Source organism: Rhizobium mayense, from assembly GCF_030272705.1.
Lineage (GTDB): Bacteria > Pseudomonadota > Alphaproteobacteria > Rhizobiales > Rhizobiaceae > Rhizobium > Rhizobium mayense.
In genome coordinates, this window is sequence record NZ_JARFYM010000047.1 from 1 (window position 1) to 23,159 (window position 23,159).

Consider the following 23,159-nt stretch of genomic DNA (forward strand, 5'->3'; position numbering starts at 1 on the left):
GACGCCTTCCATGCGCTGCTCGTCGCTCAGCAGCGGCCAGTCGCCCATGGAACCACAATAGACGACGGCCGACATGCCTTCAGCGATCAGCTCTTTGCCTTTGCGGACCAGCGCCTCGAAATCCGGGCTGCGGTCTTGCCCGCAAGGCGTCATCAGCGCCGGAACAACGCCAGAAAAAATCTTCGCTTTCATCTAAAACTCCTGTTCGTTGGTATTTGACGCATGCGCCACGTCGTGGCGACCGGACCGCCCGGAGGCAGGGCCAGATCGAGAATCTCGTGTCGCAGAAGATCGTAGACTAGCTTGGCGCCGGAACCACGCTTGCGCTCGCCAAGGGAGGAATTGTCGGATTTGGTCATTGCCCATAACTCTTTGTCGACAGAGAACTACGTTCACACGTCAACAGGTTCAACTATTTGCAAGCGTTTCATTGAAAAGATCCAGGTCGGCGGCGGTGCCAGCCACAGCCTTACGCCACTGCGTCCAGCCCGAGAGAATGAAGGCGTTCAAGCTGCTCCATTTCCGGCGCGGTGAGGCTGACGCCCTCGGTCGACGAAACCTGCCGTGCTGCGAAACGGCGTTGCGAGGGCAAACGGGCGCCCTGGCCGACAATCGCATCGAACAGGCGCTCGGCGCGAATGAACGGATCGCCCGGCCGCCCCGCGGCAAACGCCTGCGGAGAAAAGGCGACGATGAGCTCGCCATGAAGCGGCGCGAGCGCAGTGGTGCCGAGATATTCCAGAGCCTCCGGACTCGTCAGATCGTTGATCATGATGCCTGCAAGCAACTCGATCATCGTTCCGATCGCAGAACCCTTATGGCCGCCGAACGGAAGCATGGCGCCGGCGAGTGCCGCTTCCGGATCGGTTGTCGGTTCACCATCGGCTCCGATCGCCCAGCCTTCCGGTAGTGGTTTGCCGGCGCGACGATGAAGTTCGATCTCGCCCCGTGCGGTCATCGAGGTCGCGAAGTCGAAAACATAAGGGGATTTTCCGGGGCGGGGCCAGCCGAAAGCAAAGGGATTGGTGCCGAGGAGCGGCTTCTTGCCGCCGGCCGGTGCGACCGTCGAATAGCTGGGGCACATTACGAGCGCCGCAAGGCCGTGGTCGGTTAGGGCTTCAACTTCCGGCCACAGCGCCGAAAAATGCGTGCCATCATTGACGACAAGTGCGGCAATGCCATGCTTGCGAGCACGTTCTGCAACCTCCCCGACGCCGAGCTCAAAGGCCGGATTGGCAAAGCCGCCCTGCGCATTCACCTTCACGATCGCCGAGCCTTCCGCCGCTTCCAGCGTCGGCACGGCATCGGGCTTCACTTTCCCGGCCTTGACGGTGCGCAGAACGCCTTCAATGCGATAGATGCCGTGGGATTTGCAGGCATCACGTTCTCCCGCCACGATCACGCGAGCAAGGGCGGCGGCCTGGATGGCATTGAGCCCGGCATGTCGGAAGATCGCATCGACACGCTCGTGCAGTGCATCGACCGTCAACGTCGCAGCCTCGTTCATCATCATTCCTTTTCCTGCGTTGCCCAGAGCGGCTGAACAAGATTGATTTTTGCATACATAAAGTATACGAAAAAACGACGCATGCAATTCGACTTGACGGCAATTCCTGTCGATTAGCGTATGTGGCCTGGGAAATAAGATCGTCCATGGCTTGTCTACCAAAGGAAGGAATTTGGTTGCGGCAAATGGGCCGCTGCCTCAAATGACCAAAACTCGGGAGATGAGAGACAATGAAATCCGCAATTATTGCATTTGGCCTTCCGGCGGCCACCGCACTGCACGGCGAGGCCTGTACCGACAAGCTTGACGGCATCATCGGCTCGGGAATTCTGCGTTGCGTCACCCATGGGATGAAGCTTGCCGGCGAGGTGTCGGACCGGGTTGCCTTCTTCCGCAAGGGGACCACGGCGGAAATCGCTCCGCCGGACGAACTCTTCGGCGCGCCGAAGATCGCGGAGCTGCAGAAATTCCTCGCCGCGACGCATTGAGGACATCATGGCCGATCAAACGAAGCCCGACGTCACCGTGATCGGGGCGGGAGTCATCGGACTCTCCATAGCGATTACAGCTCAGGCACATGGCCTGTCCGTCACCGTAGTCGATCGGGAAGGACCGGCCGCCGGCGCATCGGCGGGCAATGCCGGAGCATTCGCGTTCACCGACATCCTGCCGCTCGCCTCGCCCGGCATCCTGAAAAAAGCGCCGAAATGGCTGCTCGATCCGCTCGGGCCGCTGTCGATACCTCCCTCTTACGCGGTCAAGATCGCGCCATGGATGTTTCGTTTCTGGCGGGCCTGTTCACCGAAGCGCGTGGCGCACTCGACAGCGGCGCAGACATCGCTGATGGATCTGTCCAAGGCCGAACTCGAGCCGTTCCTGCAGGCGACCGGAACCCTGCCGATGCTGCGCAAGGAAGGAAACTTGCAGCTTTACGAGAGCAAGGCCGAGCTGGACGCCGCGCTTGCCGGCTGGAAAGTGCGCGAGCAGCATGGCATCGAATTTCACCATCTGGACGCTGACGGTGTTGCGGCAATCCAGCCGGGTCTCGCCACCCGCTTCACCTATGGCACGTTTACACCGGGCTGGTACTCGATCGCGGATCCGAAACTCTATACCCTGGCGCTTGCGGATTATTTCCGCAGCCGGGGTGGACGGATAGAGGTCGCCGATATCGTCGCTCTGCGGCCGATCGAGGGCGGCGTCGATATCCAGGCCAGGGACAGATCGGTGCGCCAGGCGGGGCAAGTCGTTGTTGCAGCGGGGGCATTTTCGCACCGGCTGGCGCGAACAATCGGTGACAGGATCCCGCTCGAGACCGAGCGTGGCTATAATACGACCTTGCCCGCGGGCGCCTTCGACCTGCGCACGCAGCTGACCTTCGGTGGGCACGGCTTCGTCATCACGCGGCTTTCGACCGGCATTCGTGTTGGCGGCGCAGTCGAACTCGGCGGCCTTGAGCTGCCGGCCAATTTCCGCCGTTCTGAAGCGATGTTGAAGAAGGCGCGGGCCTTCTTGCCGGGGCTGAAGGCCGAGGGCGGGGTGCAATGGATGGGGTTTCGTCCGTCCCTGCCCGACAGCCTGCCTGCGATCGGTCGCGCCCGTGCGGCCCCGCAGGTCATTTATGCCTTCGGGCATGGTCACCTTGGCCTTACGCAATCTGCCGGGACGGCGCGCCTGGTCGCCGACCTGCTGCGGACGAAAACGCCGGCCATCGATATTTCCGCTTTCTCACCCTACAGATTCTGACTTGGGGCCTCCGATAATGACTGCTTCCATCTCACTTGGCGTTCGCAGCATCCTTGCAGGTTCCGCGCATGGGCCCGTCGTCGCCGCAGAGGGATTGAGCTTTTGGGGTGGCGTTGATCCCGCCACGGGTTGCGTTATCGATGTCCATCATCCGCTGCGTGGGCAGTGTCTGACCGGCAGCGTCCTGATGATGCCCACGAGCCGCGGCTCCTGCACCGGATCGGGTGTCCTGCTCGACCTGATCCTGAGCGGCCGCGCTCCCGCCGCACTGTTGTTTTCAGAGGCGGAAGACGTGCTGACACTCGGTGCGTTGATCGCCGCCGAGATGTTCGGCAAATCCATGCCGGTGCTGCGTCTTTCTCCGAAAGCCTTTTCCGCCGTGGCCGACGCGCAATCGGTGCGTATCGGCGAGACGGCCATCGAGGCCGATGGATGGAGCATCTCAATCGAGCCGCCGGCGATGGGCGAACTCGATCTGACGGACACCGACTGCGCGATGCTGGAAGGGGACCAAGGCGTCGCCGTCAGCCAGGCGATGCGCATCATCTGCGCCATGGCAGCGCAACAGGGGGCGACGACGCTTGTCGATGTCACCCAGGGTCATATCGACGGATGCATCTATGCAAGCCCCGCAAACCTGACGTTTGCGGAAAAAATGGCGGAGATGGGCGCCAAGGTCAGGGTGCCGACGACGATGAACGCTATTTCGGTCGACCGGTCCAACTGGCGGGCCCAGGGCGTACCATTCTCGTTCGGGGACCCCTCCGCCCGCCTTGCCGATGCCTATGTCCGCATGGGGTGCCGCCCTACATTCACCTGCTCGCCGTACCTGCTCGACAGCGCGCCGCGGATGGGGGAATCGATCGCCTGGGCGGAATCGAACGCGGTCATTTTCGCCAATACAGTCCTCGGCGCCCGAACGGCGAAACATCCGGACTTTCTGGATTTGTGCATCGCCCTGACCGGCCGGGCTCCCCTGGCCGGCGTCTATCTCGATGCGCCGCGCAAGGCAAAGCGCGTCATCGACGTCGAGTTGCCGGAAGGCGCCGATGACGCCTACTGGCCGCTCGTCGGATATCTCGCCGGTCGGGCCGCTCCCGATCGTATTCCGCTTCTGCGCGGACTTGCCTCCGCCGCTCCCTCCCGCGACGATCTCAAGGCGCTTTGCGCTGCCTTCGGAACGACATCGGCGGCTCCCATGCTGCATATCGAAGGCGTGACGCCGGAAGCCGGCAGCGCCGTTGCCGATACGAGCGACCACGTCACGATAACGCGGGCCGACATGCGGGAAGCTTGGCTTCTCTTGAATCAGGGACCGGAAGACGTGGAGCTCGTGGCGATCGGAAGCCCGCATGCGTCCCTCGAGGAATGCCGGGCCTTCGCCGACGCTCTTGGCGGACGCGAGCGGCAGCGCGATGTCGCCGTTATCGTCACCGCCGGCAACGAGGTGATCGCAAGGGCGCGGCAAGACGGCACGTTCGCGCGTCTCGAGGCAAGCGGGGTGCAGGTGCTGCCGGATCTGTGCTGGTGCTCCATTTCCGAGCCGGTTTTTCCAACCCGTACGAAGGCGTTGATGACCAATTCCGGCAAATACGCTCATTATGGACCGGGTCTTTCGGGTCGAGCGGTACGGTTCGGCAGTCTTGCCGATTGCGTGGCGGCTGCCCTGAGCGGCCGCGTCGAAGTGTGCTTGCCAAAATGGCTTTCATAAGGAGGAGATTTCCATGCGCAGTACAAAGACCATCCACGTCATTTCGGCCCATGCGGAGGGCGAAGTCGGCGATGTCATCGTCGGAGGTGTAACGCCGCCGCCTGGCGATACGATCTGGGAACAGAGCCGATGGATCGCCCGCGACAACACCTTGCGCAATTTCGTTTTGAACGAACCGCGCGGCGGGGTTTTCCGTCATGTGAACCTGTTGGTGCCGCCGAAACATTCGGAGGCGGACGCCGCCTTCATCATCATGGAGCCGGAGCATACGCCGCCGATGTCTGGATCGAATTCGATCTGCGTTTCGACCGTGCTTCTCGATTCCGGTATCCTGCCCATGCAGGAGCCTGTGACAAATCTGACGCTAGAAGCGCCGGGCGGCCTCGTGCGCGTGCGCGCGGAATGCCGCGATGGCAAGGCCGAGCGCATCTTCGTGCAGAATGTGCCGAGCTTCGCGGACAAGCTTGATGCAAAGCTGGAAGTGGAAGGACTGGGAACTTTGACGGTCGATACCGCCTATGGCGGCGACAGCTTCGTCATCGTCGATGCCGCAGCAATGGGCTTCAGCCTGAAACCCGACGAGGCGCACGATATCGCTCGGCTGGGCGTGCGGATCACCAATGCGGCGAACGAAGCGCTCGGCTTTTCCCATCCTGAAAATCCCGATTGGCGCCATTTTTCCTTCTGCCTGTTTGCGGGCCAGATCGAGCGTACGCCAGAGGGCCTGCGCGCCGGCGCAGCCGTCGCCATCCAGCCGGGCAAAGTCGACCGTTCCCCAACCGGCACGGCGCTTTCGGCGCGCATGGCTGTCCTGCATGCGCGTGGAGTTATGGGGCTCGATGACCAGTTGACCGCCGTTTCGGTGATCGGCTCGACCTTCACCGGACGAATTCTCGGCACCACGGCCGTCGGGGATCGCGCGGCCGTCATCCCCGAAATTTCCGGGCGCGCCTGGATCACGGGAACGCACCAGCACATGCTCGACCCCTCCGATCCGTGGCCGGAAGGCTATCGGCTGACCGATACATGGGGCGCGAGATAATCTTCAAGCGTCCGCTCGGCCGGTTCACCGCGTTTGCCATTTCATCGGATTGATTCCAGTCATCGCAGAGCCGGAGCGGCCGACCTTGCCCAGACGGATAAGAAGGCCGTTCTGGAAGCAATCAACAAAGGCCTCCTGAGCCCTGGCATCCGGCGCACCCTCCCGTGGCGAATGCTCGATGCCCGCAATCAGTCCCAATGTCCGGATATCGACGACAGCGGTTGCTGGCACGCGAAGGGAATGAATAGCGTCATGCCATTCTTCCTGTAGATGGGTGGCGCGGGCGAAGAGCCGTTCTTCCCTATAGATTTTGAGCGTTTCGATGCCGCGGCGGCACAAGCGGGTGGCCGCCCTGATCGGCGAGAAGATGGCTCCGCTCGTCGCCGCGCAGCCGGGCTGCCTGCGAATTCCGCCGGACATACGTGGCTGAAGTCGTTAGAATATCCCGTGTCGTCTAGCGATTCTGCCGGTACGAAAAAGGCCTTTCCACGGCATCAGTCAACGTACCCGGCGATCCCGCGGCACAACGGTTCGTAAGCGGGAAAAACTCTCGTTTTGAGAACAGCATTGTGTTGTCATTCTTAAAATGAAAATTATAGTCGTCATCTATCGGATCATGTGGATCGATCCCTGTGATCATGATCGATAAATTTTAGAAGGCGAATTTCATGCTTCTCGAAGCGGCATTGTCCAATCTCATCAAAATCGGAACTCTGACAGTCACTTTTCCCAACGGGTCTCAACGGCAGTTCGGGACCGGGGCCGGCCCGAAAGCGGCATTCACCATCCGAACGGAGCGCGCCCGACGGGGCCTGCTTTTGAATCCCGCCCTGGCGCTCGGCGAGGCTTACATGGATGGCGAGCTGGAACCGGCGGAAGGCAATCTCTTCAGCACCCTCGATTTTCTCGCCATGAACTCGATGGACGGCGGCCAGCATTTCTTCGACAAGCTGATGGAGAAGGTCCGATGGTTCCGCCGTCATCTGGATCAGTTCAATCCGGCCGGGCGATCGCGAAAGAATGTGGCTCATCACTATGATCTCGATGCGCGCCTCTATTCCCTGATGCTGGACGAAGACAGGCAATATTCCTGTGCTTATTTCCCGGACGGCGGCGAGACGCTCGAGGAAGCCCAGCTGAAGAAAAAGCGCCATATAGCCGCGAAGTTGAAGCTGGACCGGCCGGACCTGCATGTCGTGGACATCGGATGCGGATGGGGCGGCATGGCGATTTATCTCGCCCGCGAATTCGGCGCCCGCGTCACCGGTCTGACATTGTCGACCGAACAGCTGGAAGCGGCGACGCGGCGGGCGCAGGAGGCCGGGCTCGGCGATCGCGTCCGTTTCGAACTGACGGACTATCGCGACTGGCAAGGACAGGTGGACCGCATCGTTTCGGTCGGCATGTTCGAGCATGTCGGCGTCAATCACTACCAGACCTTCTTCCAGACCGTGCGCAACATGCTTAGGGATGATGGCGTTGCCCTTATTCACGCCATCGGCAGGGCGGACGGGCCGGGCAGCACCAATCCCTGGATCGCAAAATACATCTTTCCCGGAGGCTATTCGCCGGCGCTGTCGGAGGTCATGTCCGTGGTCGAGAAATCCGGGCTCTGGGCTACGGATATCGAGATCCTCAGGCTTCACTATGCCAGGACGCTTGAACTCTGGCGCCAGCGTTTCATGGCGCATCGCGCCACGCTGGCCAAAATCTATGACGAGCGCTTCTGCCGCATGTTCGAATTCTATCTGATTGGCTCGGAACTGGCCTTCCGCAGGATGGGCCATATGAACTGGCAGCTTCAGCTGACCCGCAATGTCGCGACATTGCCTCTGGCCCGGGACTACATCGTAGACCAAGAGCGGCAGCTCGCGTCACGACCGCTTGCCATCGGCTTGGGCGCAGCCGTTCCCGTCAGCATTGCAAGCAACCTGTCGATCGCGCACACGGTTGATCGATAATCTACACGGCTCCGGGTGGCATTCTTCCGGATCAACGAAAGGCGGTCCCGCAAATGGCAATGATCAAGGACAACAGGACCATCGCAGCAGCCAATGGCATCGCAAGCGATTCTGCTTTCGGGGCCGTCACGCCACCGCTTTATCTCTCCAGCAACTTCGCATTTCGAGAGTTCGGACAAGCGCAGGAATATGAGTATTCCAGAACCTCGAATCCGACACGCGATCTCTTGGCCGATACCCTGTCGAAACTGGAGGGCGGCGCAGGTGCCGTGATTACCTCTTCGGGCATGGCTGCCGTCAATCTTGTGCTCTGTCTCCTACGGCCGGGCGACAAGGTGATTGCCCCGCATGACTGTTACGGCGGAACCTACAGATTGCTGTCGGCTCTGGCGAATAAGCGCCACTTCGAAATATCGTACGTCGACCAGCAGGACGATACCGCGATGGCGGCAGCGGTGGAACAGGGAGCATCGCTGATCCTCGTCGAAACGCCGAGCAACCCGCTTATGCGCGTCGTTGACATCGGAAAGATGTCGCAACACGCCAAATCCGCCGGTGCTCGCCTCGTCGTGGACAATACTTTTCTGTCACCCGCGCTTCAGCAGCCGATCGCTCTTGGTGCCGACCTCGTCATCCATTCGACGACGAAATATCTGAACGGTCACTCCGATGTCGTTGGGGGCGCCGTCATCGCCGCAAATACGAACGACGTCGCGGAATTGCGGGGCTGGGCGAACATGATAGGCGTCACTGGTGCGCCGTTCGATTCCTATCTTACGCTTCGCGGTATCCGCAGTCTTTATCCGCGGATCGAGCGGCAGCAGGAAACAGCAATGGCAGTTGCCGCATTCTTAAGCCAGCGGCCGGAAATACGCGTCGTTCATTATCCTGGACTGCCAAGCCATCCGGGGCACGAAATTGCGGCGCGACAGCAAAATGGTTTCGGCGCGATGCTAAGCTTCGAGCTCAATGGGGGGCTGGAAGCCGTCGGTCGCTTCGTGGCCGCGCTCAAGGTCTTCACACTCGCCGAATCCCTGGGCGGGGTCGAGAGTCTAGTTGCTCATCCAGCCACCATGACTCATGTCGGAATGGGGGAGGAGGCGCGCCGCGCCGCTGGTATAAGTGACGGATTGCTGCGGGCTTCTATCGGACTGGAAGCTAGGACGGATCTGCTTGCCGATCTCTCCTCCGCGCTGACGTCGATCGGGTAGTCGGTCGACATCCACGGTTGGGGATCAATTCCGATAATCCCCAGCCGCCATGCTCCGATCGCGATCAGGCGGCCGCTGGCACCGGGTTGTCTTTCGGCAGAAGCCTAGCTACCGCATTCAGGAGATCCGTCTGCGATATAAGACCGACGATCTGGCGCTCCGCATCGATGATGATGACGGCGTGCGTGCGTCCGTCGGTCAAGACCGGCAACAGCGACAAGGCAGGATCCGCCGCCGCCGCCACTGCAGGCTTCGATATCGACGATCTGATCGTATCGTTGCCGGCCGCTAGCTCCCGCAGTCCGACTGTGCCGATCAACCGACCCTCGCTATCCTTCACCGGCAGGATGCGGATGTTGTGTTTCAAAAGAAGCCGGCGGGCTTCCTCCGGTTCCGCGGTTTCCTGAACGGCGATCACGTCGCGAGACATGATATCGGCACAGATTATGCCGCTGTTCGACCGGAGAATCGCCTGCTGTTCGACCTCCTGCACCAGCCGGCTGAGATCTGCCCGGTCGATGTCAAAGGTCTCGTCCATTGCCGCAAGAGCCGCGTCGACGTCCTCTTCTCGAAAGCGGACCCGCGTTGCTGAAGGCAGATCTCTGGTCTGGTGCGTGTTTTCCGGGAGTTTCGGAGCCACGTGAGGATAGTTGCGCTTGGAAAGCTTGTGAAAAGCAAGGCCTAGTCCGACAAGAAGGCAGGAATTCAAGGCAACGGGCACAAAGGGGAAGAGAAAGCCCCACTTCGCGACGGCCGGGCCGCCCAGGACGGCCGTAAGGGCCGCAGCACCGCCTGGCGGGTGAAGACTGCGCGTAAAAGACATAGCGCCGATCGCAAGCGCAACGCCGACGCCGATCGCGATGGCCGGATCATGGATGAGATAGGCGGCGATGATCCCCATCATGGCGGAAATGGTGTTTCCGCCGATAATCGACCAAGGCTGCGCAAGCGGACTTGCCGGAACGGCGAAGAGCAGGACGGCCGATGCCCCCATCGGCGCGACGATCAGCGGAAAATACGGCCCGTGACCAAAAAAATAACCACTGATGGCGCCGGTGAGACCAATGGCGATCAGGGCGCCGACGCATGAGATCAGGCGTTCACGCAGGGTTGCGCCGGCCAGGATCGGTGAAAACAAGCGTGAGGGGCGCATCCCCGTCTTCGGGGTTTCAGAATACCGCATCGTAAAGCCAATTTTAGGGGAGTTAATATGGAAAAGTGAACAAACGCTTCCCGGCTAGTTCGTGGAGCGACGTGGGTCCCTGCCTTTGGTCGTCCGAAGGACTTCGTGGAAAGCGTCGAATGCGCTCGAACAACCGTTCTTGCGATAAATAAGCAATGTGTCGACCGAGCCGAGTTCGTAGGTGTTCATGCTTGTCGGAAGCGGCATTTGATCGAGAACGGACCTCGGCATGACGCCGACCGCATTTCCAGTCGCAACACTCGCCAGGATCGCATGATAAGATGCAAGTTCTATTGTCGGCAATTCGCTCGATCCCCGTGCCCAGTTCTCGGCAATTCTTCGATAGGTACAGCCCGGTTCGAGAGCCGCAAGCGAGCCTACACGCAAGTCCGCGGCGATCTTGATCGGCGGATGACCGGGCGGCAGCACCAGCAGCAGATCCTCGGTAAAGACCGCCTCCATTTCGAGAGCGTCGAGACCCGCATCGGACTGCTTATCTGCTTCCGTAATCGTGTTTGGGGGGCGAGCGATCAGCGCACAATCCAGAGCGTCGGCGCGAACATCGCGTGCCAACTCGCGCGAAGCGCCCATCGTCAGGCTAACCGATACGCTGGGCCATATCTGATTGAATTGCGCCAAGGCAGCGGGCAGCCAGCTTGCCGCCGTGCTCTCCATCGTGCCGACGCGCAAGGTTCCCGACGGTGCCAAGGGGCGAACTGCCTGCCGCGCCTCAAGAGAAAGAGCCATCAACCGATTGGCATAGGCGAGAAAAATCTCGCCTTCCCGCGTCAAGGTCATCTTCTTGCCGTCGCGGCTGAAGAGGCATACGCCGAGTTCTTCTTCTAGGAGTTGGACGCGCGTCGTCACATTCGACGGTACCCGTCCGACGGCTTTGGCCGCTTTCGTGACGCTGTGATCAGCGGCAACGGCAAGAAAGATTTCGATCGATGACAGGTCCACTGAAAAATCTCAATTTCGGAATTAAGTCTCCCTATAATTCTCTATATCGAAATCATAATTGCAGATCAACGCGGTTTCATGCTCCCCACGGCCGGTCCGGCGGAACCGTTTTGCAGTCCTGGAGCTCTAGGAGCGAAAAGTGATGTTTTTTGGTCGATGGAGGATCGCTGTGACCGCCATCGCCGCGCCGGAGATCGTCGTTGACGAAATAGTTCAGGCTGGCAATGCGCGCTGGGCTCGACATTTTTTGTTCTTTGGCGGGAACGATAATCGACACCGTGCGTCCAACCGGCAAAGGAAGACACCGCAGAAAGAGATTGTTGGTATACGGAATGGACAACCGATTGAAGCTGAACCCGGAATCGAAAACCACGAGGCTTGCCGATCATGCCGAGGGAGCCGTGACGCGTGAGGAGGCGGAAGCCGCGGTTCGCGTGCTTCTGCGATGGAGTGGCGAGAACCCCGAGCGGGAGGGGCTGCGTGATACGCCCGCGCGGGTGGCGCGCTCCTACAAGGAGCTCTTCGCAGGCTACGAAAAGGACGCGGGCCGGGAACTGCAGCGAACCTTTACGGACGTTGGCGGTTATTCCGATCTGGTCCTCGTGAAGGCGATTCCACTCTATTCCCACTGCGAGCATCATCTCGTGCCGATCATCGGTTGGGCGCATGTCGCCTATCGTCCGAACGACCGTGTGTTTGGCCTATCCAAAATCGCGCGCGTGATTGAAATCTATGCGAGGCGATTGCAGACGCAGGAAACGATGACCGCACAAATCGCCCGAGCTATTGCCGATTACCTCAATCCTCAAGGCGTAGCGGTGCTGATCGAGGCGGAGCATCTTTGCATGTCGATGTGTGGCATTCAAAAACAGGGCGCGCTGACGACCACGATGGCCCTTGAGGGTTGCTTCGCAGGAAACGCCGCCGAACAGGCGCGCTTCATGACCTTCGTCCGGCAAAACTGATCATACCTCGGGAGATAAGGTGAGACGGGTGCGAATGTCGCGCTTGGAAGGAAGCTCGCCTTTGATGGCCGCGATTCCATACTGAAGGCTTCGAGCGATCATCTGCGCTTTTTCCATGAAGAGTTGCGCGTCACGTTGGCTGCAAAGCGTCTCAACCGTTTCGCGGAAAAGCGCAAGCCATCGCTCGAAGTGCTTCGGGGTAAGCTCGGCCATCGGCGCATGCTTCTGCATCGGATTTCCTTTGTAGCGACCCGACATCAGCATGATCGACGACCAAAAATCATACATTCTGCCGAGATGTTCGTCCCACTTGCCGGCAATAACCCGCTCGAAAATCTCAGCCAGAACTTCGTCCTTGCGGATCTTGCCGTAGAAGGTATCGACCACGTCAACGATGACAGCTTCGTCAAGTTGACGTTTGGCGATCAAAGCCGCTCGGCGTTCGGAGATGGGAGCGGACAATTCCTCTTCATTGAGGACAAGAGGCGGCAGAGGCAGAGCCGGCTGATGATCATAGAATTCGACGAGCATGCGCATTTCACCGAACGGCTCGACATGATGCGGCTGTTGCGGAATGATCAATCCATTGTCGCCGGCGTTCAGCAACACCGGTCTCGTCGTTCCGTCTTCGACGACATAGCGAAGACTGCCTTCGATGACGCGGATCACGCCCCAGACGCCCTTCCTGATGCTATGGGCTCGACGGAGTCCGGCGGGAAGTGTCGCGGTCGTGAAGATCGCCGTGCGTCTATATGGTCTGGAAGTCATCGGAACTCCTCGCATGGGGTTGATCGGCAAATTCACCGGAAGATGTGGCCGGCCTTGATGACCGTTTTCGCGCGCTCGAGTTGACCGGCCGTTCCCTCCCAATCGAGTGCCTCCTGAAGGAGGTCCGCTGCCCGCTCGAACAATTCGCTGACCGATGCGGCCGCGTGAAGCGGTAGGACCGTCAGACAAGCGTCGAGGAAAACAGCCCGAACCTCGATGATGTTGTCAGCCGAAAGAGCCGAAGCGCGCTCAAAAAAAGCATCCATCAGGGCTTCGCGGAGCGTTTGCTGCAGCAGAATATTTTCGCAGACGATCGCCATGTTCTGCTCAAATTCGAACCAATAATTTCCGATCAACCGGTGGAGCACCGCTCGCAGCGCAGGCGTGCGTCTCAGCCGCGTTGAAAACTCGTCGATCAGTTCGAAGACGGTCGCTTCATCGACATAGACCGATGGATCCTGTGGCAGGCAAGGCATAATGGCTCCTCCCCTCTCAGGCCGCGACGGCCATTGCAACGAGGCAGAGCGAAAGTACGATCACCTTGATCCCCTCAAGGGCGGCGTAGACATGATGCGCGGCGGACGGTGCGAGCTCGTCGCCCCGCCCAACCGCTTCCGCACGATGGGTAAGCACTGGCAAAAGCCACGAATTCTGCATGACAACGATGCCAAGCAGCAGCAGCGAACCGACGACGTAGAGAGATTTCGGCAAAAACAGCGCCGCCGTCGTGGCGGCAAGGCCAAGGCCAAGTTCGACGCGGCCAAATACGGCAAACGTTAGCCGGCCAACATCCAGTGCAACGGCGCGCGACAGTCCGAATGCCCTGAATTTGACGGGTGTTGCGATGAATGAAACACCGATGACCATACCCTCCCAAATTGCGAGGAGCATGACAAGGCAGAAGGCAATCTGAGAATTCGCCAGCAACATGAATAAGTCAGCCTCAAAAGATATATTATAAATACATCTTAAAAAGCTCCGTTGCAACCCTGATATTGCCGAGTTCGGAACCGCGCCTGCCATCTGCGATGGTGGCTGCGCTTGGCAGCACCCGCTCGGCAAATGGCGTGCTTTATTCAAAAAAATCCACTATATTAAGCGCTTGGATTTCAAGAAAGCTTGGCTAATGCGACTGACGGTCTATTCCGATTATGCCCTGCGCATGATGATGTATCTCGGTTTGAACACCGGGAAACTCTCGACTATCTCGGAGATTTCCGAGGCTTATGATATATCCCGGGCACATCTCATGAAGATCACGCATGAGCTCGGGCAGAAGGGACTGATCGAAACCGTACGGGGGCGTCAGGGCGGCATGCGCCTTGCCAAGGATGCGGCGGAGATTGGGGTCGGCGCTATCGTTCGGGCCTGCGAGCCCGATTTTGCGATCGTTCCGTGCATGGAACCCAATGCCGGTATCGTTTGCGCCATCCAGCCCGCCTGTGTTCTCAAACGCGCGCTGTCCGCAGCCTCCGCCGCCTTTCTCGACGTGCTTGACGGCTACACGCTCTCCGACCTGCTTCGACCGTCGGTTCCCTTGCGGCAAATGCTCGGCATCACCCTCGATGATCGTCAAAAGCAGGCGATCATCGAAGATCTACCGTGATCGTCGCATCCTCTGTCCCGGCAGCTGCTGCTCACATCAACCTGGGGACGCAGGCGAAATGCTTGCTTGTGCTCTCTGGAGACCGCCACTACGCTGTAGGCCTAGGGATGAGGTCACTGAAAACATGCATATTCGTAGAGCCGTAACCGCGGACGCAGAGGAGCTGTGTCGCGTTCTGAACGAGATCATCCGCATCGGCGGAACAACGGCAATCGAGACGCCACTTTCGCCGGCCGAGTTTGCGGATTGGTTCATCGACGGAGAGCTTGCCCTTGTCTGTCATGTCGCTGAACATGACCAGATGCTCGTCGGCTTTCAGTCTCTAAGCCTGTATGGCGATCCGCCGGCGGGGTATGCGGATATCGCTACATTCGCACGTGTGAACCCAAAGATACCCGGCGTCGGCAGCGCCCTGTTTCCGGCAACCCGAACGGCAGCCGAAGAACTCGGGTTCGAATTCATCAATGCGACCATACGTGCCGATAACGTCAGCGGTCTTGCCTACTACACAAAGATGGGTTTTGAGGACTACGACAGGCTCATCCAGGTCCCCCTTCTGGATGGGACGCCCGTCGACCGGATCAAGAAGCGCTATAGGCTACGGGCCACTGGCCAGGCTACGGGTCCTGCTTGAATTGTCGGAGCGGCCGCTGGAACCTTCATTCTCCCGTTGCGGTCGAGCTGTCCGCGGACTTCACCTACTCACTTCGTTTGTCTGCAAATCTGTTCAATTGCACGCTAGGGAAGGCTGAGATCGAAAGAGCACGTGTGTAACGACGCTATGAGCAGGAAGATGGAAAGCCCGCGTATTGGCCAGCTGTTGGCGCTGGTTGCGACCTTGTCCGGGGTCATTGTCTACACATCAGCCAATGGTTTCATGACTGGCGGACTTGCGATAGCGGGTCGACAGGTTGGCGTTGGTGAAATCGAGATCGGGGCTATCCTCGGCATCGGGGCACTGGTCGGCGTTATCATCGCGCCGCTCTGGGGCTATGCCGCGGAAATTTGGAGCCGGCGGAAACTGATGCTTTTGGCTGTTCCAATGATTACGCTTGGTCCTGCAGCAATGGCGCTCATCACCGCAAACTCGGTACTGCTCCCCATTGCGGCAGTTGGATTTGCATTGGGAGCAGCCAGGCTCGTGCAGGCAGCATTTGGGGCTGTCTCGATACCGGTAGCGCAAGCCTACATCGCCGACATGACTACGCCTGGGCATCGCGTCAGCGGAATGGGCCTCTTAAGCGCCGTGGTCAGTTCGGGAACCTTGGTCGGCTCGGCTCTTCTTTGGGTTACCGGCCGGTTTGGGGTGGTCACAGGTTTCGCAACAGTCGCGTTTTTCGGCGCCGCGGCCTGCTTGCTGGTTGTCGCTTTCTTGCCCGAAACGGGACCCCGACCAAAACTGCAACCTGATGAAACTAGTTTGCCCTTGGCTGAGATATGGCCGTACCTCGCCATAACTCTGGTGGGATTTCTGTCCTACACGATGGTGCCGCCGATATTCGGCTTAAGATTGATGGATCGGTTTGGACTGGACGGCGGTGCGGCGGCGGCGCAGACGGGATTGGTTCTCACCGCCGGCGGATTGGCTGTCTGTATCGCGCAGGCGTTGATCGCCGTCAGATCCAGTTGGAACGTCCTCATGATGCTACGCGCGGGGACCGCAGGTATTTTGCTGGGGCTCGTAATGTTGCTGATAGCGAAAGACTTGCTCGAGATGTGTGTCGCAATGGGTGTCATCGGCTTCGCTGTCGGTTTCATTGCGCCCGCAAATCTGGGAGCGATCAGCCTTGCCGCAGGGCGGGGTGCCCAAGGCAAGGTCGGCGGGCTCAATATGGCCGCGCGTGGGCTGGGTTCGGCGATCGGGCCCGTCGCCGGCACGGCTCTTTACCGCGGGAGCGTCGACGCTCCGATCTTCGGCTCCATTGTGCTGGTTGGAATTCTGCTGCTAATGGCCTTCCTCGTGCCCGCCCCTGGGAACAGGAAACCTTTTACGTCGAACGTCAACAACCAATCCTGCTCTTAAGCCAGGCCGATCCGGCATGTTCGCCGTGAGCTGCGAGAGAAAAGAGGTGGAAATGCTGACAGGTGCTTTCCGGTTGTTTTCCTTCAAGATCGAAAAAGGGCGGCGCAGCGACGCCGAGGATAGCCGGTGAAAGAAGCATCCGTCTGTAGACCTTTGGTTTTAGTGACAGCAGCCTCGGTAATCGGCATTGTCGCTTATATGCTGACGGGAATGCAACTAGCGCTTTTTCTTCCGATTGCTGCGTTGGCTCACTATGCTGGGGGCCGGACGAAGCTCTTTATATTTGTGGCATTTGCCATCGGTCTGTCCGTTTCGGCGGCATCCGCTCTCACCCTTACCGGGAATTCACGCGATCAAGCCGGGTCGTGGGCAATGTTCTTCGCCGTCGCGTTGGGCGTCGGCGCCATTGTTCAAACCAGGGGCTCAGCGTCCACCCCACCCAGAAAAAGCGAACCGTCGGAGGATATCCATGCAGACAACGAGGCTGACACCTCAGTCGCTCAGCTCTTCAGGTCGGTGCATGCCGAGGACCGCGATTTGGCGCATCACGCAGCATCGCGAGCATTCTGGAGTGGCTTTCCGCAGGTGATCAAGTACCGGCAGATCCAGCCCGACGGTAGCTACGTTTGGACCGAGTATAGGGCCGAGCCAGGATATAGCGTAGCCGTTGAAACTCCCGCCAAGGTTTCCGCTCAACATCTGCCATGGACGGTCGCCGAATCGCTTGGCGAAACGGTGGAAGCGCAGCGCATAGCACTGGTCCTCGAGACGATCTTCGGGACCGGTTGGTCGATGGATACGGCCGGGAGGTTTACTTACACAACACCGAACGCCCAGACGACGATTGGCCAGACGCTTGAACAGATGAACGAACCGCTGACCGAGGCAAGCTTCCTCGACGGGGGAGATCTGGGGTGGAAACGAATATTCCACCCGGCCGAATATGAGCGCGTGGCAGCTTCGCTCCGTTATTGTCTGCGGACCGGCGAGAATTGGAACAATGAGTATCGTTTAATACGGGCCTCGACGGGAGAATATGGCTGGCATCGGGTGGCGATGCGGCCAACCCGCGACAGTCGAGGTCGCGTCACCGGATGGTACGGTTTGTCCATCGACATCACCGTCTACAAGCAAACCGAAGCCGCATTGCGTATCCGGGAGCGCGAGCTTTCCCAGCTTGTCGACATGGTCCCCGTTCACATCATGCGTGTCACCGGCGAAGGAAAGCCGACGTTTTTCAGCAAGGGTACGCTGGATTTCTTCGCGCTTAGCGATCAGTACATCGAGAACCCGGAGACGACGCTGGCGATCATGCGCGACGCCGTTCATCCCGATGATGCAGCCAGACTAAGTACGATGCTTCGCCAGGCGTTGAACTCGGGCGAGCGTCTCGCCATCAGATACCGGGTTCGCCGCGCCGACGGCATCTATCGCTGGATGGACAGCCGCGCGGAGCCGATACGGGACGACAGCGGAGCGATCGTCCAGTGGTATGCTATTTCGCTTGACGTCGACGATCAGGTATTGGCACACGACGAGTTATGCCTCGCCCTGGAAAATCTCGCGCGTGCGAGCCAAGCCGCCAGCCTTTCCGAACTCTCTGCGTCCATAGCTCACGAGGTGGCGCAGCCGCTCGCTGCTTTGTTGTCGAGCTCGGAGGCTTGCCAGCGATGGCTTACACTCGACCCACCCAATGTCGATCGGGCGCAGCAGGCTTTGGAACGCATTATTCGCAGTGGAAACGCCGCCACCGATATCATACGTCGCATCCGCGCCTTGTTCGCACGATCAGCGGGCGTCAGAGAGCCCACTGATCTCGGTCGTGTCGTTGCGGAGGTGCGTGATCTTCTGGCCGAGGAGCTATTGCGGCACGGCGTCAAATTGGAGGTCGAGGTAGCAGATTGCCTTCCTGCCCTCGCGCTCGACCGCGTCCAGCTTCAGCAAGTCCTGATCAACCTCCTGCGCAACGGTGCGGAGGCCATGGGCGCGAATACGCATAAGCGGATCCTTCGTATTGCCGTCGAGCAAGCGGGGGACGTGGTCGAGGTTGGCGTCAGCGATACAGGTCCCGGTGTGGAAGACCCGACGAAGATATTCGAACCTTTCTTCACGACGAAAGGTCAGGGAATGGGCATGGGGCTGGCAATCTGCAGGTCGATTGTAGAGTTTCATGGCGGGCGGCTATGGGCCGAGAATGGCAAACCGCGTGGAGCGCGCTTCGTCTTCACCTTGCCGATAGAACAGGGTCGCGCCTGAGCAAACTCAGGCCGGCCCTTATCGTCAATATCCCCCGTCGAAACGCAATTTCACCAAGAGGAACTGGAAACACCGCCAGCCACTTCGAGCGCAGCACCGATGATGAAGCCAGCGCACGGCGACGAGAGAAAGGCGATTGCCGCTTCGGCTTCATCTGCCGGGGTGAGCGAACCAAATTGGTTGACTTCCCAATTTGAGGTCGATCGCAAGCGGTTGCATTCTGTGCCCTCGACCAGCGAAGCCGATGATGTGGTGCTGGAAGCCGGGCTGCAGTTCAATCACGCTGACGGCTGCGGTCGGGACAACTCGGCGAATGTCTCGCGACCGTTCGCGCCGGATGGGATCGGCCTGACGATGGCGGCATGTTCGGTGGGCGCGGCGGGCGGTGCGCAGACAAGGCTTTGGGCCGGTAACGCCAATGAGACCCCGCTCGCTTTGCAATGCTCATAGACCAGATCGATGATCTCGTTTTGGGCTGCCATACGGCTGGCCGCACTCGCCACACGGAACATCAGTTCGACTTCGATGGCTATCGCATCGATCGTCTTCAGCGCGACGGCCGGCGGCGGCTTCATAACGATCCCTTCGCAGCCCTGCAGTACGGAAAGCATAATCTCTTCGACGAGCCGTGGTTTGTGGATGGCGGCAATCCGCATTGTCAGCGTGATTTGGTGTGATTCATCAGGGCGGCTGCGATTGGTCACGCCCTGTTTTGCCAAGACGCTGTTCGGCAGGACAACGACATTATGTCCGCCCGTCAGCAGGTTGGTGGAGCGCCAGTTGGTTTCAACAACGCGTCCTTCGGTGCCATCGGCAAGCTCGATCCAATCGCCGATGACGTAGGCGCGGCCGAGCGCAAGTGCGATCCCGGAAAAGACATCGGCAAGCGTGTTCTGCAACGCAAGACCGATAATGACGACGACGACTCCCGAAGTGGCGATGAGCGGGCCAATCGGCGCGCCGAAGACGAAGCCGATGACGGACAATGCCACGCCGAGATAGACGACGCCGACGATCAGATCCTGGAGAAGATGCGCTTCGTGCGGCCGCCGGTTGAGGGTGAGATAGATATGAACGAAGCCGATCATCGTCCATGCCAGATGGAGCCACCAGAGAACCCTCGCGGACCTGGCGAGCAGGATACCGGCATCCTGAAGTTCTCCATCGTCGAGATGGTACGGAGAAATCCCGGCAAACCAGAGCACAAGGCTCATGCCGGCGAAAAACAGGATCTGCACGACCAGGCGCGCGGTCGGACGATGGCGCCCCTGGATGTGCCAAATGAGAATGCCGGCCAGCCCCAAAAGGTTAATCAGGACGAGCGGCAGGGAATGATGTTCGCCAAACATGATGGGGCTCACCGGTAAGGATTTTCCTGCAGGCAGAGAGGGACGCGTGCCGATGGCACGCGTCCCCATTAGGCTATCTATTAATCGAGATGGTGCGTCGCGCGGAGCGGCGCACCCTTATCCGTTCATTTCCGGGCAGAGGTCGCGAACCATTGCTCGAAGGTAATCCGGCCAAGGCGCGGATTGTTGTCGGAAACGAGCGAGCCGTCTTCCAGCTTGGCGCCGAAATAGCGAGTTTCCGGATCTGCCTCGACCTTACGGGTATCGCCCATCGCCTTCAGGTAACGGGCAACGAGTTCGTTCAGCCGAACCCGTTCCGGGCCGGAGATCTCGATGATGCCGTTGATCGGAGCCGCGATCGCAACGGCCGTCATATTGTCGGCCACATCGTCGGAGGCGATCGGCTGCACATAGGCCGGCGACAGATGCACTGTGTTGCCGACCGTGCCGGACTGAGCGATACCGCCGAGGAATTCCATGAACTGCGTCGAATGGACGATCGTGTAGGGAATACCGGATTCCCGGATGATCTTTTCCTGGGCGACCTTGGCACGCATGTAGCCGCTGTCGGGCAGGCGATCGACGCCGATGATGGAAAGCGCGATGTGATGTTTCACGCCGGCGGACTTTTCAGCCGCCATCAGGTTGCGGCCCGACGTCTGGAAGAATTCGAGTACGGCCTTGTCTTCGAAGGACGGCGAGTTTGCGAGATCGATGACGACGGAGGCGCCCGCGAGCGCTGCGTCGAGACCCTCGCCGGTAATCGTATTGACGCCGGTGTTCGGGGAGGCGGCAATGACGTCGTGACCTTGCTTGCGAAGGCGTTCGGCTGTCTTTGAGCCAATCAGGCCGGTTCCGCCGATGATGACGATTTTCATGAGCTTCTCCATTTGCGGGCGCTCACGGCGCCGCATGATTCATTCGTTTCTGGATGATGATTATGGGTTAGGCCGGCTCGGTAGAAGTCGTAGATCCAGTCGCCGAAGCCGGGCGCGGCCTTGAAGGCTGCGCCCGGGTCGACCCTAACCCAACAGGCGGTTAGTAGTCCCAGAAGACCGGTACCCAGCGGAAGTGGTCGCCATCGACCGCCACCCGACCGACCGACGGGAATGGCAGGTGCGTGGCCACCAACTGTTCGCCGGTCGCCGCCAGCTCCGTCAAGAGACGGACGCGAACGCGGGCGGCTTCTTCGGGGTCGTGTTCGAAGCCGTTGTACCAGTCGGGTTGCTCGAACCCCACAGCGAACACGGCGTCGCCCGCGAAGGTCAGCCGGTCATCGCCGGACGCCAGGCGGACCACGCTGTGCCCGGGCGTGTGGCCACCGGTGCGCGTGACGACCACACCCGGCGCTACCTCATGCTCGTCTTCGAACGTCCGCAGATGGCTGCGGTATTCTTCAGTGAACCGCTTGGCGGCCGCTCGAAGAGCGTCCGGGAAGCCCTGCGGCATGGCCGTATGAGAGAAATCGGGCGACTCCCAGAATTTGACCTCGGCGGCGGCCACATGGATCCGCAGGTCCGGACGCAACCGCTCCTTCACTCCGTCGACGAGCAGCCCGCCAACGTGGTCCATGTGCATGTGCGTCAGCACCACGTCGGTCACGGACGCAAGGTCGATACCGGCGGATGCAAGTCGCTTGACCAGCTGCCCGGCCCGCGGCAGGTTCAGTTGCGGGTCCAACCCCAATCCGGCGTCGATGAGGATGATCTGGTCGCCGCTACGCACAAGGGCCACGTTCAGCGCCCAGTCGAAAGCGTCCTGCGGCAGGAACATGTCCTTCAGCCAGGCCGCGCGGACGGCCGGATCGGCATTGTGTCCCAACATCGTGGTTGGGAGCGGCAGCACGCCATCGCTGACCACCAGCACGTCAAGGTCGCCGATCCGCACCGCGTAGCGCGACGGAACCAGGTCGTCGGGGCCCGATTTAACGGGATTGCTCTGTAGGTTCATGTTCGTCTCCTTTTGATTGCGGTCTTCGAACCGATCAGGTCGGTTCCACCGCCAATGACGACGTTCGTAATATGCTTTGTTCGCGGCCGCCCATGCGGACGCGCATCGTTCGATGGAGCCTCAGGGCGAAAGGTTATTCGAGTCCGGCCTTGTCGAGGCCATAGGCCTTGTCGGCGGAGCCGGGCACGGCCCTGAAGGCGACGCTGGCGCGGTTCCAGGCATTGATCGCCATGATCTGGAACGTCAGGTCGGAGACTTCCTTTTCCGACAACTGACCGCGCACGCGCTCGTAGAGTTCATCGGGAATGCCGCCTTCCGGCATTTTCGTCACCGCTTCCGTCCAGGCGAGCGCAGCGCGCTCGCGCGGGCTGAAAAGGTTCGATTCTCTCCAGGCAGCGATGTGATAGAGGCGGAGTGGACGTTCGCCGTGGATCGTCGCTTCCTTGGAGTGCATGTCGAGGCAAAAAGCGCAGCCGTTGATCTGTGACGCACGAATATCGACCAGGTCCAAAATGGATTGCTCGATCGAGCCCTTCTTCACTTCGTAGCTCAGGGTCATCAGGCCCTTGAAAAGATCAGGCGAGAGTTGAGCGAAATTCAGTCGCTGAGTCATAGTCTGTCATCCGTTTTCTTAGGATTGAAATCTCCCAGCGGATGCGAAATCCGCCTTTGGAACGGGACGATCGTGATCGAGCAATCGATGCGCGAACAGCTATACATCTGTTGGGGGGAGGCTCTCGGTGCCGGTGGGGCCTGCATTAGAACGGCCGTATAGCTGTTCCGACATTGTTTGAGGTGGCCTACTGGGTCGATCAAACACGAGGCCGCAGCATGACCAGAGACAAACCGACGACAGCCGCCGGCGCGCCGGTGCCGGACAACTTCAACATGGAAACGGTAGGGCTCAGGGAACCTGGGCTC

The 23,159-nt window shown here is 59.8% G+C and carries 23 protein-coding genes and 2 pseudogenes; 11 read left to right on the plus strand and 14 right to left on the minus strand.

Annotation, left to right across the window (positions count from 1 at the left end):
* From PY649_RS31580 to PY649_RS31590, 3 genes and pseudogenes are all read right to left on the minus strand, one after another.
* Positions 1–192: dihydrodipicolinate synthase family protein (locus PY649_RS31580; protein ID WP_285872862.1), on the minus strand; the 192-nt coding region annotated here is incomplete at its 3' end.
* 47 nt (positions 193–239) lie between these two features.
* Positions 240–359 (minus strand): annotated as a pseudogene (locus PY649_RS31585) (GntR family transcriptional regulator); the annotation flags it as partial.
* A gap of 110 nt (positions 360–469) precedes the next feature.
* A complete protein-coding gene (locus tag PY649_RS31590; protein WP_285872897.1) occupies positions 470–1,507 on the minus strand; it encodes an Ldh family oxidoreductase in 1,038 nt (345 codons plus the stop codon).
* 230 nt (positions 1,508–1,737) lie between these two features.
* Here PY649_RS31590 and PY649_RS31595 point away from each other — a divergent pair, with 230 nt between their 5' ends.
* From PY649_RS31595 to PY649_RS31610, 4 genes are read left to right on the plus strand one after another with little or no spacing between them, the layout of a single operon-like run.
* Positions 1,738–1,995 carry a hypothetical protein gene (locus PY649_RS31595; RefSeq protein ID WP_285872863.1) on the plus strand — a complete coding sequence of 86 codons (258 nt, stop codon included), beginning with the start codon at positions 1,738–1,740 and terminating at the stop codon, positions 1,993–1,995.
* Positions 1,996–2,002: 7 nt separating this feature from the next.
* A complete protein-coding gene (locus tag PY649_RS31600) occupies positions 2,003–3,253 on the plus strand; it encodes an NAD(P)/FAD-dependent oxidoreductase (RefSeq protein ID WP_285872864.1) in 1,251 nt (416 codons plus the stop codon).
* A 16-nt stretch (positions 3,254–3,269) separates the two neighbouring features.
* Positions 3,270–4,964 carry a cis-3-hydroxy-L-proline dehydratase gene (gene lhpI, locus PY649_RS31605; RefSeq protein WP_285872865.1) on the plus strand — a complete coding sequence of 565 codons (1,695 nt, stop codon included), beginning with the start codon at positions 3,270–3,272 and terminating at the stop codon, positions 4,962–4,964.
* A gap of 13 nt (positions 4,965–4,977) precedes the next feature.
* A complete protein-coding gene (locus PY649_RS31610; RefSeq protein WP_285872866.1) occupies positions 4,978–6,006 on the plus strand; it encodes a trans-3-hydroxy-L-proline dehydratase in 1,029 nt (342 codons plus the stop codon).
* A 90-nt stretch (positions 6,007–6,096) separates the two neighbouring features.
* On the opposite strand, the pseudogene PY649_RS31615 reads toward PY649_RS31610, so the two are convergent.
* Positions 6,097–6,362: pseudogene (locus tag PY649_RS31615) on the minus strand (aspartate aminotransferase family protein); the annotation flags it as partial.
* Positions 6,363–6,674: 312 nt separating this feature from the next.
* Here PY649_RS31615 and PY649_RS31620 point away from each other — a divergent pair.
* Both PY649_RS31620 and metB read left to right on the plus strand, forming a co-directional pair.
* Entirely contained in the window at positions 6,675–7,967 is a 1,293-nt protein-coding gene (locus PY649_RS31620) for an SAM-dependent methyltransferase (protein ID WP_285872867.1), read from the plus strand.
* A 53-nt stretch (positions 7,968–8,020) separates the two neighbouring features.
* Entirely contained in the window at positions 8,021–9,178 is a 1,158-nt protein-coding gene (gene metB / locus PY649_RS31625) for a cystathionine gamma-synthase (protein WP_285872868.1), read from the plus strand.
* Positions 9,179–9,242: 64 nt separating this feature from the next.
* Here the strand turns inward: metB and PY649_RS31630 are convergent, their stop codons facing one another.
* The 3 genes from PY649_RS31630 to PY649_RS31640 all read right to left on the minus strand — a co-directional run bounded on the left by PY649_RS31630 (position 9,243) and on the right by PY649_RS31640 (position 11,598).
* On the minus strand, positions 9,243–10,361 hold the full coding sequence (locus PY649_RS31630) for an HPP family protein (protein WP_285872869.1): 1,119 nt from the start codon (positions 10,359–10,361) through the stop codon (positions 9,243–9,245).
* Between the two features lie 54 nt (positions 10,362–10,415).
* Positions 10,416–11,321: a LysR substrate-binding domain-containing protein gene (locus PY649_RS31635; protein ID WP_285872870.1), complete on the minus strand. Its 906-nt coding sequence runs from the start codon at positions 11,319–11,321 to the stop codon at positions 10,416–10,418.
* 76 nt (positions 11,322–11,397) lie between these two features.
* A complete protein-coding gene (locus tag PY649_RS31640; protein ID WP_285872871.1) occupies positions 11,398–11,598 on the minus strand; it encodes a hypothetical protein in 201 nt (66 codons plus the stop codon).
* Positions 11,599–11,653: 55 nt separating this feature from the next.
* Between PY649_RS31640 and folE the strand changes: the two genes are divergently transcribed.
* A complete protein-coding gene (folE, locus tag PY649_RS31645) occupies positions 11,654–12,286 on the plus strand; it encodes a GTP cyclohydrolase I FolE (RefSeq protein ID WP_285872872.1) in 633 nt (210 codons plus the stop codon).
* On the opposite strand, the gene PY649_RS31650 is transcribed toward folE, so the two are convergent.
* From PY649_RS31650 to PY649_RS31660, 3 genes are read right to left on the minus strand one after another with little or no spacing between them, the layout of a single operon-like run.
* Positions 12,287–13,054 carry a TehB-like domain-containing protein gene (locus PY649_RS31650; protein WP_285872873.1) on the minus strand — a complete coding sequence of 256 codons (768 nt, stop codon included), beginning with the start codon at positions 13,052–13,054 and terminating at the stop codon, positions 12,287–12,289.
* Between the two features lie 32 nt (positions 13,055–13,086).
* Positions 13,087–13,530, minus strand: coding sequence for a hypothetical protein (locus tag PY649_RS31655; protein ID WP_285872874.1), 444 nt, complete (start codon positions 13,528–13,530; stop codon positions 13,087–13,089).
* A gap of 16 nt (positions 13,531–13,546) precedes the next feature.
* Positions 13,547–13,984: a DUF4149 domain-containing protein gene (locus PY649_RS31660; protein ID WP_285872875.1), complete on the minus strand. Its 438-nt coding sequence runs from the start codon at positions 13,982–13,984 to the stop codon at positions 13,547–13,549.
* A 196-nt stretch (positions 13,985–14,180) separates the two neighbouring features.
* On the opposite strand from PY649_RS31660, the gene PY649_RS31665 reads away from it, so the two are divergent.
* The 4 genes from PY649_RS31665 (at position 14,181) to PY649_RS31680 (ending at position 18,939) form a co-directional block, all read left to right on the plus strand.
* Complete coding sequence (locus tag PY649_RS31665; RefSeq protein ID WP_285872876.1) at positions 14,181–14,660, plus strand: RrF2 family transcriptional regulator; 480 nt, start codon at positions 14,181–14,183, stop codon at positions 14,658–14,660.
* Between the two features lie 124 nt (positions 14,661–14,784).
* Positions 14,785–15,294: a GNAT family N-acetyltransferase gene (locus PY649_RS31670; RefSeq protein ID WP_285872877.1), complete on the plus strand. Its 510-nt coding sequence runs from the start codon at positions 14,785–14,787 to the stop codon at positions 15,292–15,294.
* A 159-nt stretch (positions 15,295–15,453) separates the two neighbouring features.
* Positions 15,454–16,683, plus strand: coding sequence for an MFS transporter (locus PY649_RS31675; RefSeq protein ID WP_285872878.1), 1,230 nt, complete (start codon positions 15,454–15,456; stop codon positions 16,681–16,683).
* A 372-nt stretch (positions 16,684–17,055) separates the two neighbouring features.
* Entirely contained in the window at positions 17,056–18,939 is a 1,884-nt protein-coding gene (locus PY649_RS31680; RefSeq protein WP_285872879.1) for a PAS domain-containing sensor histidine kinase, read from the plus strand.
* Between the two features lie 278 nt (positions 18,940–19,217).
* On the opposite strand, the gene PY649_RS31685 is transcribed toward PY649_RS31680, so the two are convergent.
* From PY649_RS31685 to PY649_RS31700, 4 genes are all read right to left on the minus strand, one after another.
* A complete protein-coding gene (locus PY649_RS31685) occupies positions 19,218–20,288 on the minus strand; it encodes a mechanosensitive ion channel family protein (RefSeq protein WP_285872898.1) in 1,071 nt (356 codons plus the stop codon).
* A 125-nt stretch (positions 20,289–20,413) separates the two neighbouring features.
* Positions 20,414–21,166 carry an SDR family oxidoreductase gene (locus PY649_RS31690; RefSeq protein ID WP_285872880.1) on the minus strand — a complete coding sequence of 251 codons (753 nt, stop codon included), beginning with the start codon at positions 21,164–21,166 and terminating at the stop codon, positions 20,414–20,416.
* Between the two features lie 160 nt (positions 21,167–21,326).
* On the minus strand, positions 21,327–22,238 hold the full coding sequence (locus PY649_RS31695) for an MBL fold metallo-hydrolase (RefSeq protein WP_285872881.1): 912 nt from the start codon (positions 22,236–22,238) through the stop codon (positions 21,327–21,329).
* 133 nt (positions 22,239–22,371) lie between these two features.
* Complete coding sequence (locus tag PY649_RS31700) at positions 22,372–22,851, minus strand: carboxymuconolactone decarboxylase family protein (protein ID WP_285872882.1); 480 nt, start codon at positions 22,849–22,851, stop codon at positions 22,372–22,374.
* Between the last annotated feature and the right edge of the window lie 308 nt (positions 22,852–23,159).

Coding starts and splice junctions, on each gene's coding strand:
- PY649_RS31590 (WP_285872897.1), bottom strand. CDS start 1,507: ATGAACGAGGCTGCGACGTTGACGGTCGATGCACTGCACGAGCGTGTC.
- PY649_RS31595 (WP_285872863.1), top strand. CDS start 1,738: ATGAAATCCGCAATTATTGCATTTGGCCTTCCGGCGGCCACCGCACTG.
- PY649_RS31600 (WP_285872864.1), top strand. CDS start 2,003: ATGGCCGATCAAACGAAGCCCGACGTCACCGTGATCGGGGCGGGAGTC.
- lhpI (WP_285872865.1), top strand. CDS start 3,270: ATGACTGCTTCCATCTCACTTGGCGTTCGCAGCATCCTTGCAGGTTCC.
- PY649_RS31610 (WP_285872866.1), top strand. CDS start 4,978: ATGCGCAGTACAAAGACCATCCACGTCATTTCGGCCCATGCGGAGGGC.
- PY649_RS31620 (WP_285872867.1), top strand. CDS start 6,675: ATGCTTCTCGAAGCGGCATTGTCCAATCTCATCAAAATCGGAACTCTG.
- metB (WP_285872868.1), top strand. CDS start 8,021: ATGGCAATGATCAAGGACAACAGGACCATCGCAGCAGCCAATGGCATC.
- PY649_RS31630 (WP_285872869.1), bottom strand. CDS start 10,361: ATGCGGTATTCTGAAACCCCGAAGACGGGGATGCGCCCCTCACGCTTG.
- folE (WP_285872872.1), top strand. CDS start 11,654: ATGGACAACCGATTGAAGCTGAACCCGGAATCGAAAACCACGAGGCTT.
- PY649_RS31650 (WP_285872873.1), bottom strand. CDS start 13,054: ATGACTTCCAGACCATATAGACGCACGGCGATCTTCACGACCGCGACA.
- PY649_RS31655 (WP_285872874.1), bottom strand. CDS start 13,530: ATGCCTTGCCTGCCACAGGATCCATCGGTCTATGTCGATGAAGCGACC.
- PY649_RS31660 (WP_285872875.1), bottom strand. CDS start 13,984: ATGTTGCTGGCGAATTCTCAGATTGCCTTCTGCCTTGTCATGCTCCTC.
- PY649_RS31665 (WP_285872876.1), top strand. CDS start 14,181: ATGCGACTGACGGTCTATTCCGATTATGCCCTGCGCATGATGATGTAT.
- PY649_RS31670 (WP_285872877.1), top strand. CDS start 14,785: ATGCATATTCGTAGAGCCGTAACCGCGGACGCAGAGGAGCTGTGTCGC.
- PY649_RS31675 (WP_285872878.1), top strand. CDS start 15,454: ATGGAAAGCCCGCGTATTGGCCAGCTGTTGGCGCTGGTTGCGACCTTG.
- PY649_RS31680 (WP_285872879.1), top strand. CDS start 17,056: ATGTTCTTCGCCGTCGCGTTGGGCGTCGGCGCCATTGTTCAAACCAGG.
- PY649_RS31685 (WP_285872898.1), bottom strand. CDS start 20,288: ATGTTTGGCGAACATCATTCCCTGCCGCTCGTCCTGATTAACCTTTTG.
- PY649_RS31690 (WP_285872880.1), bottom strand. CDS start 21,166: ATGAAAATCGTCATCATCGGCGGAACCGGCCTGATTGGCTCAAAGACA.
- PY649_RS31695 (WP_285872881.1), bottom strand. CDS start 22,238: ATGAACCTACAGAGCAATCCCGTTAAATCGGGCCCCGACGACCTGGTT.
- PY649_RS31700 (WP_285872882.1), bottom strand. CDS start 22,851: ATGACTCAGCGACTGAATTTCGCTCAACTCTCGCCTGATCTTTTCAAG.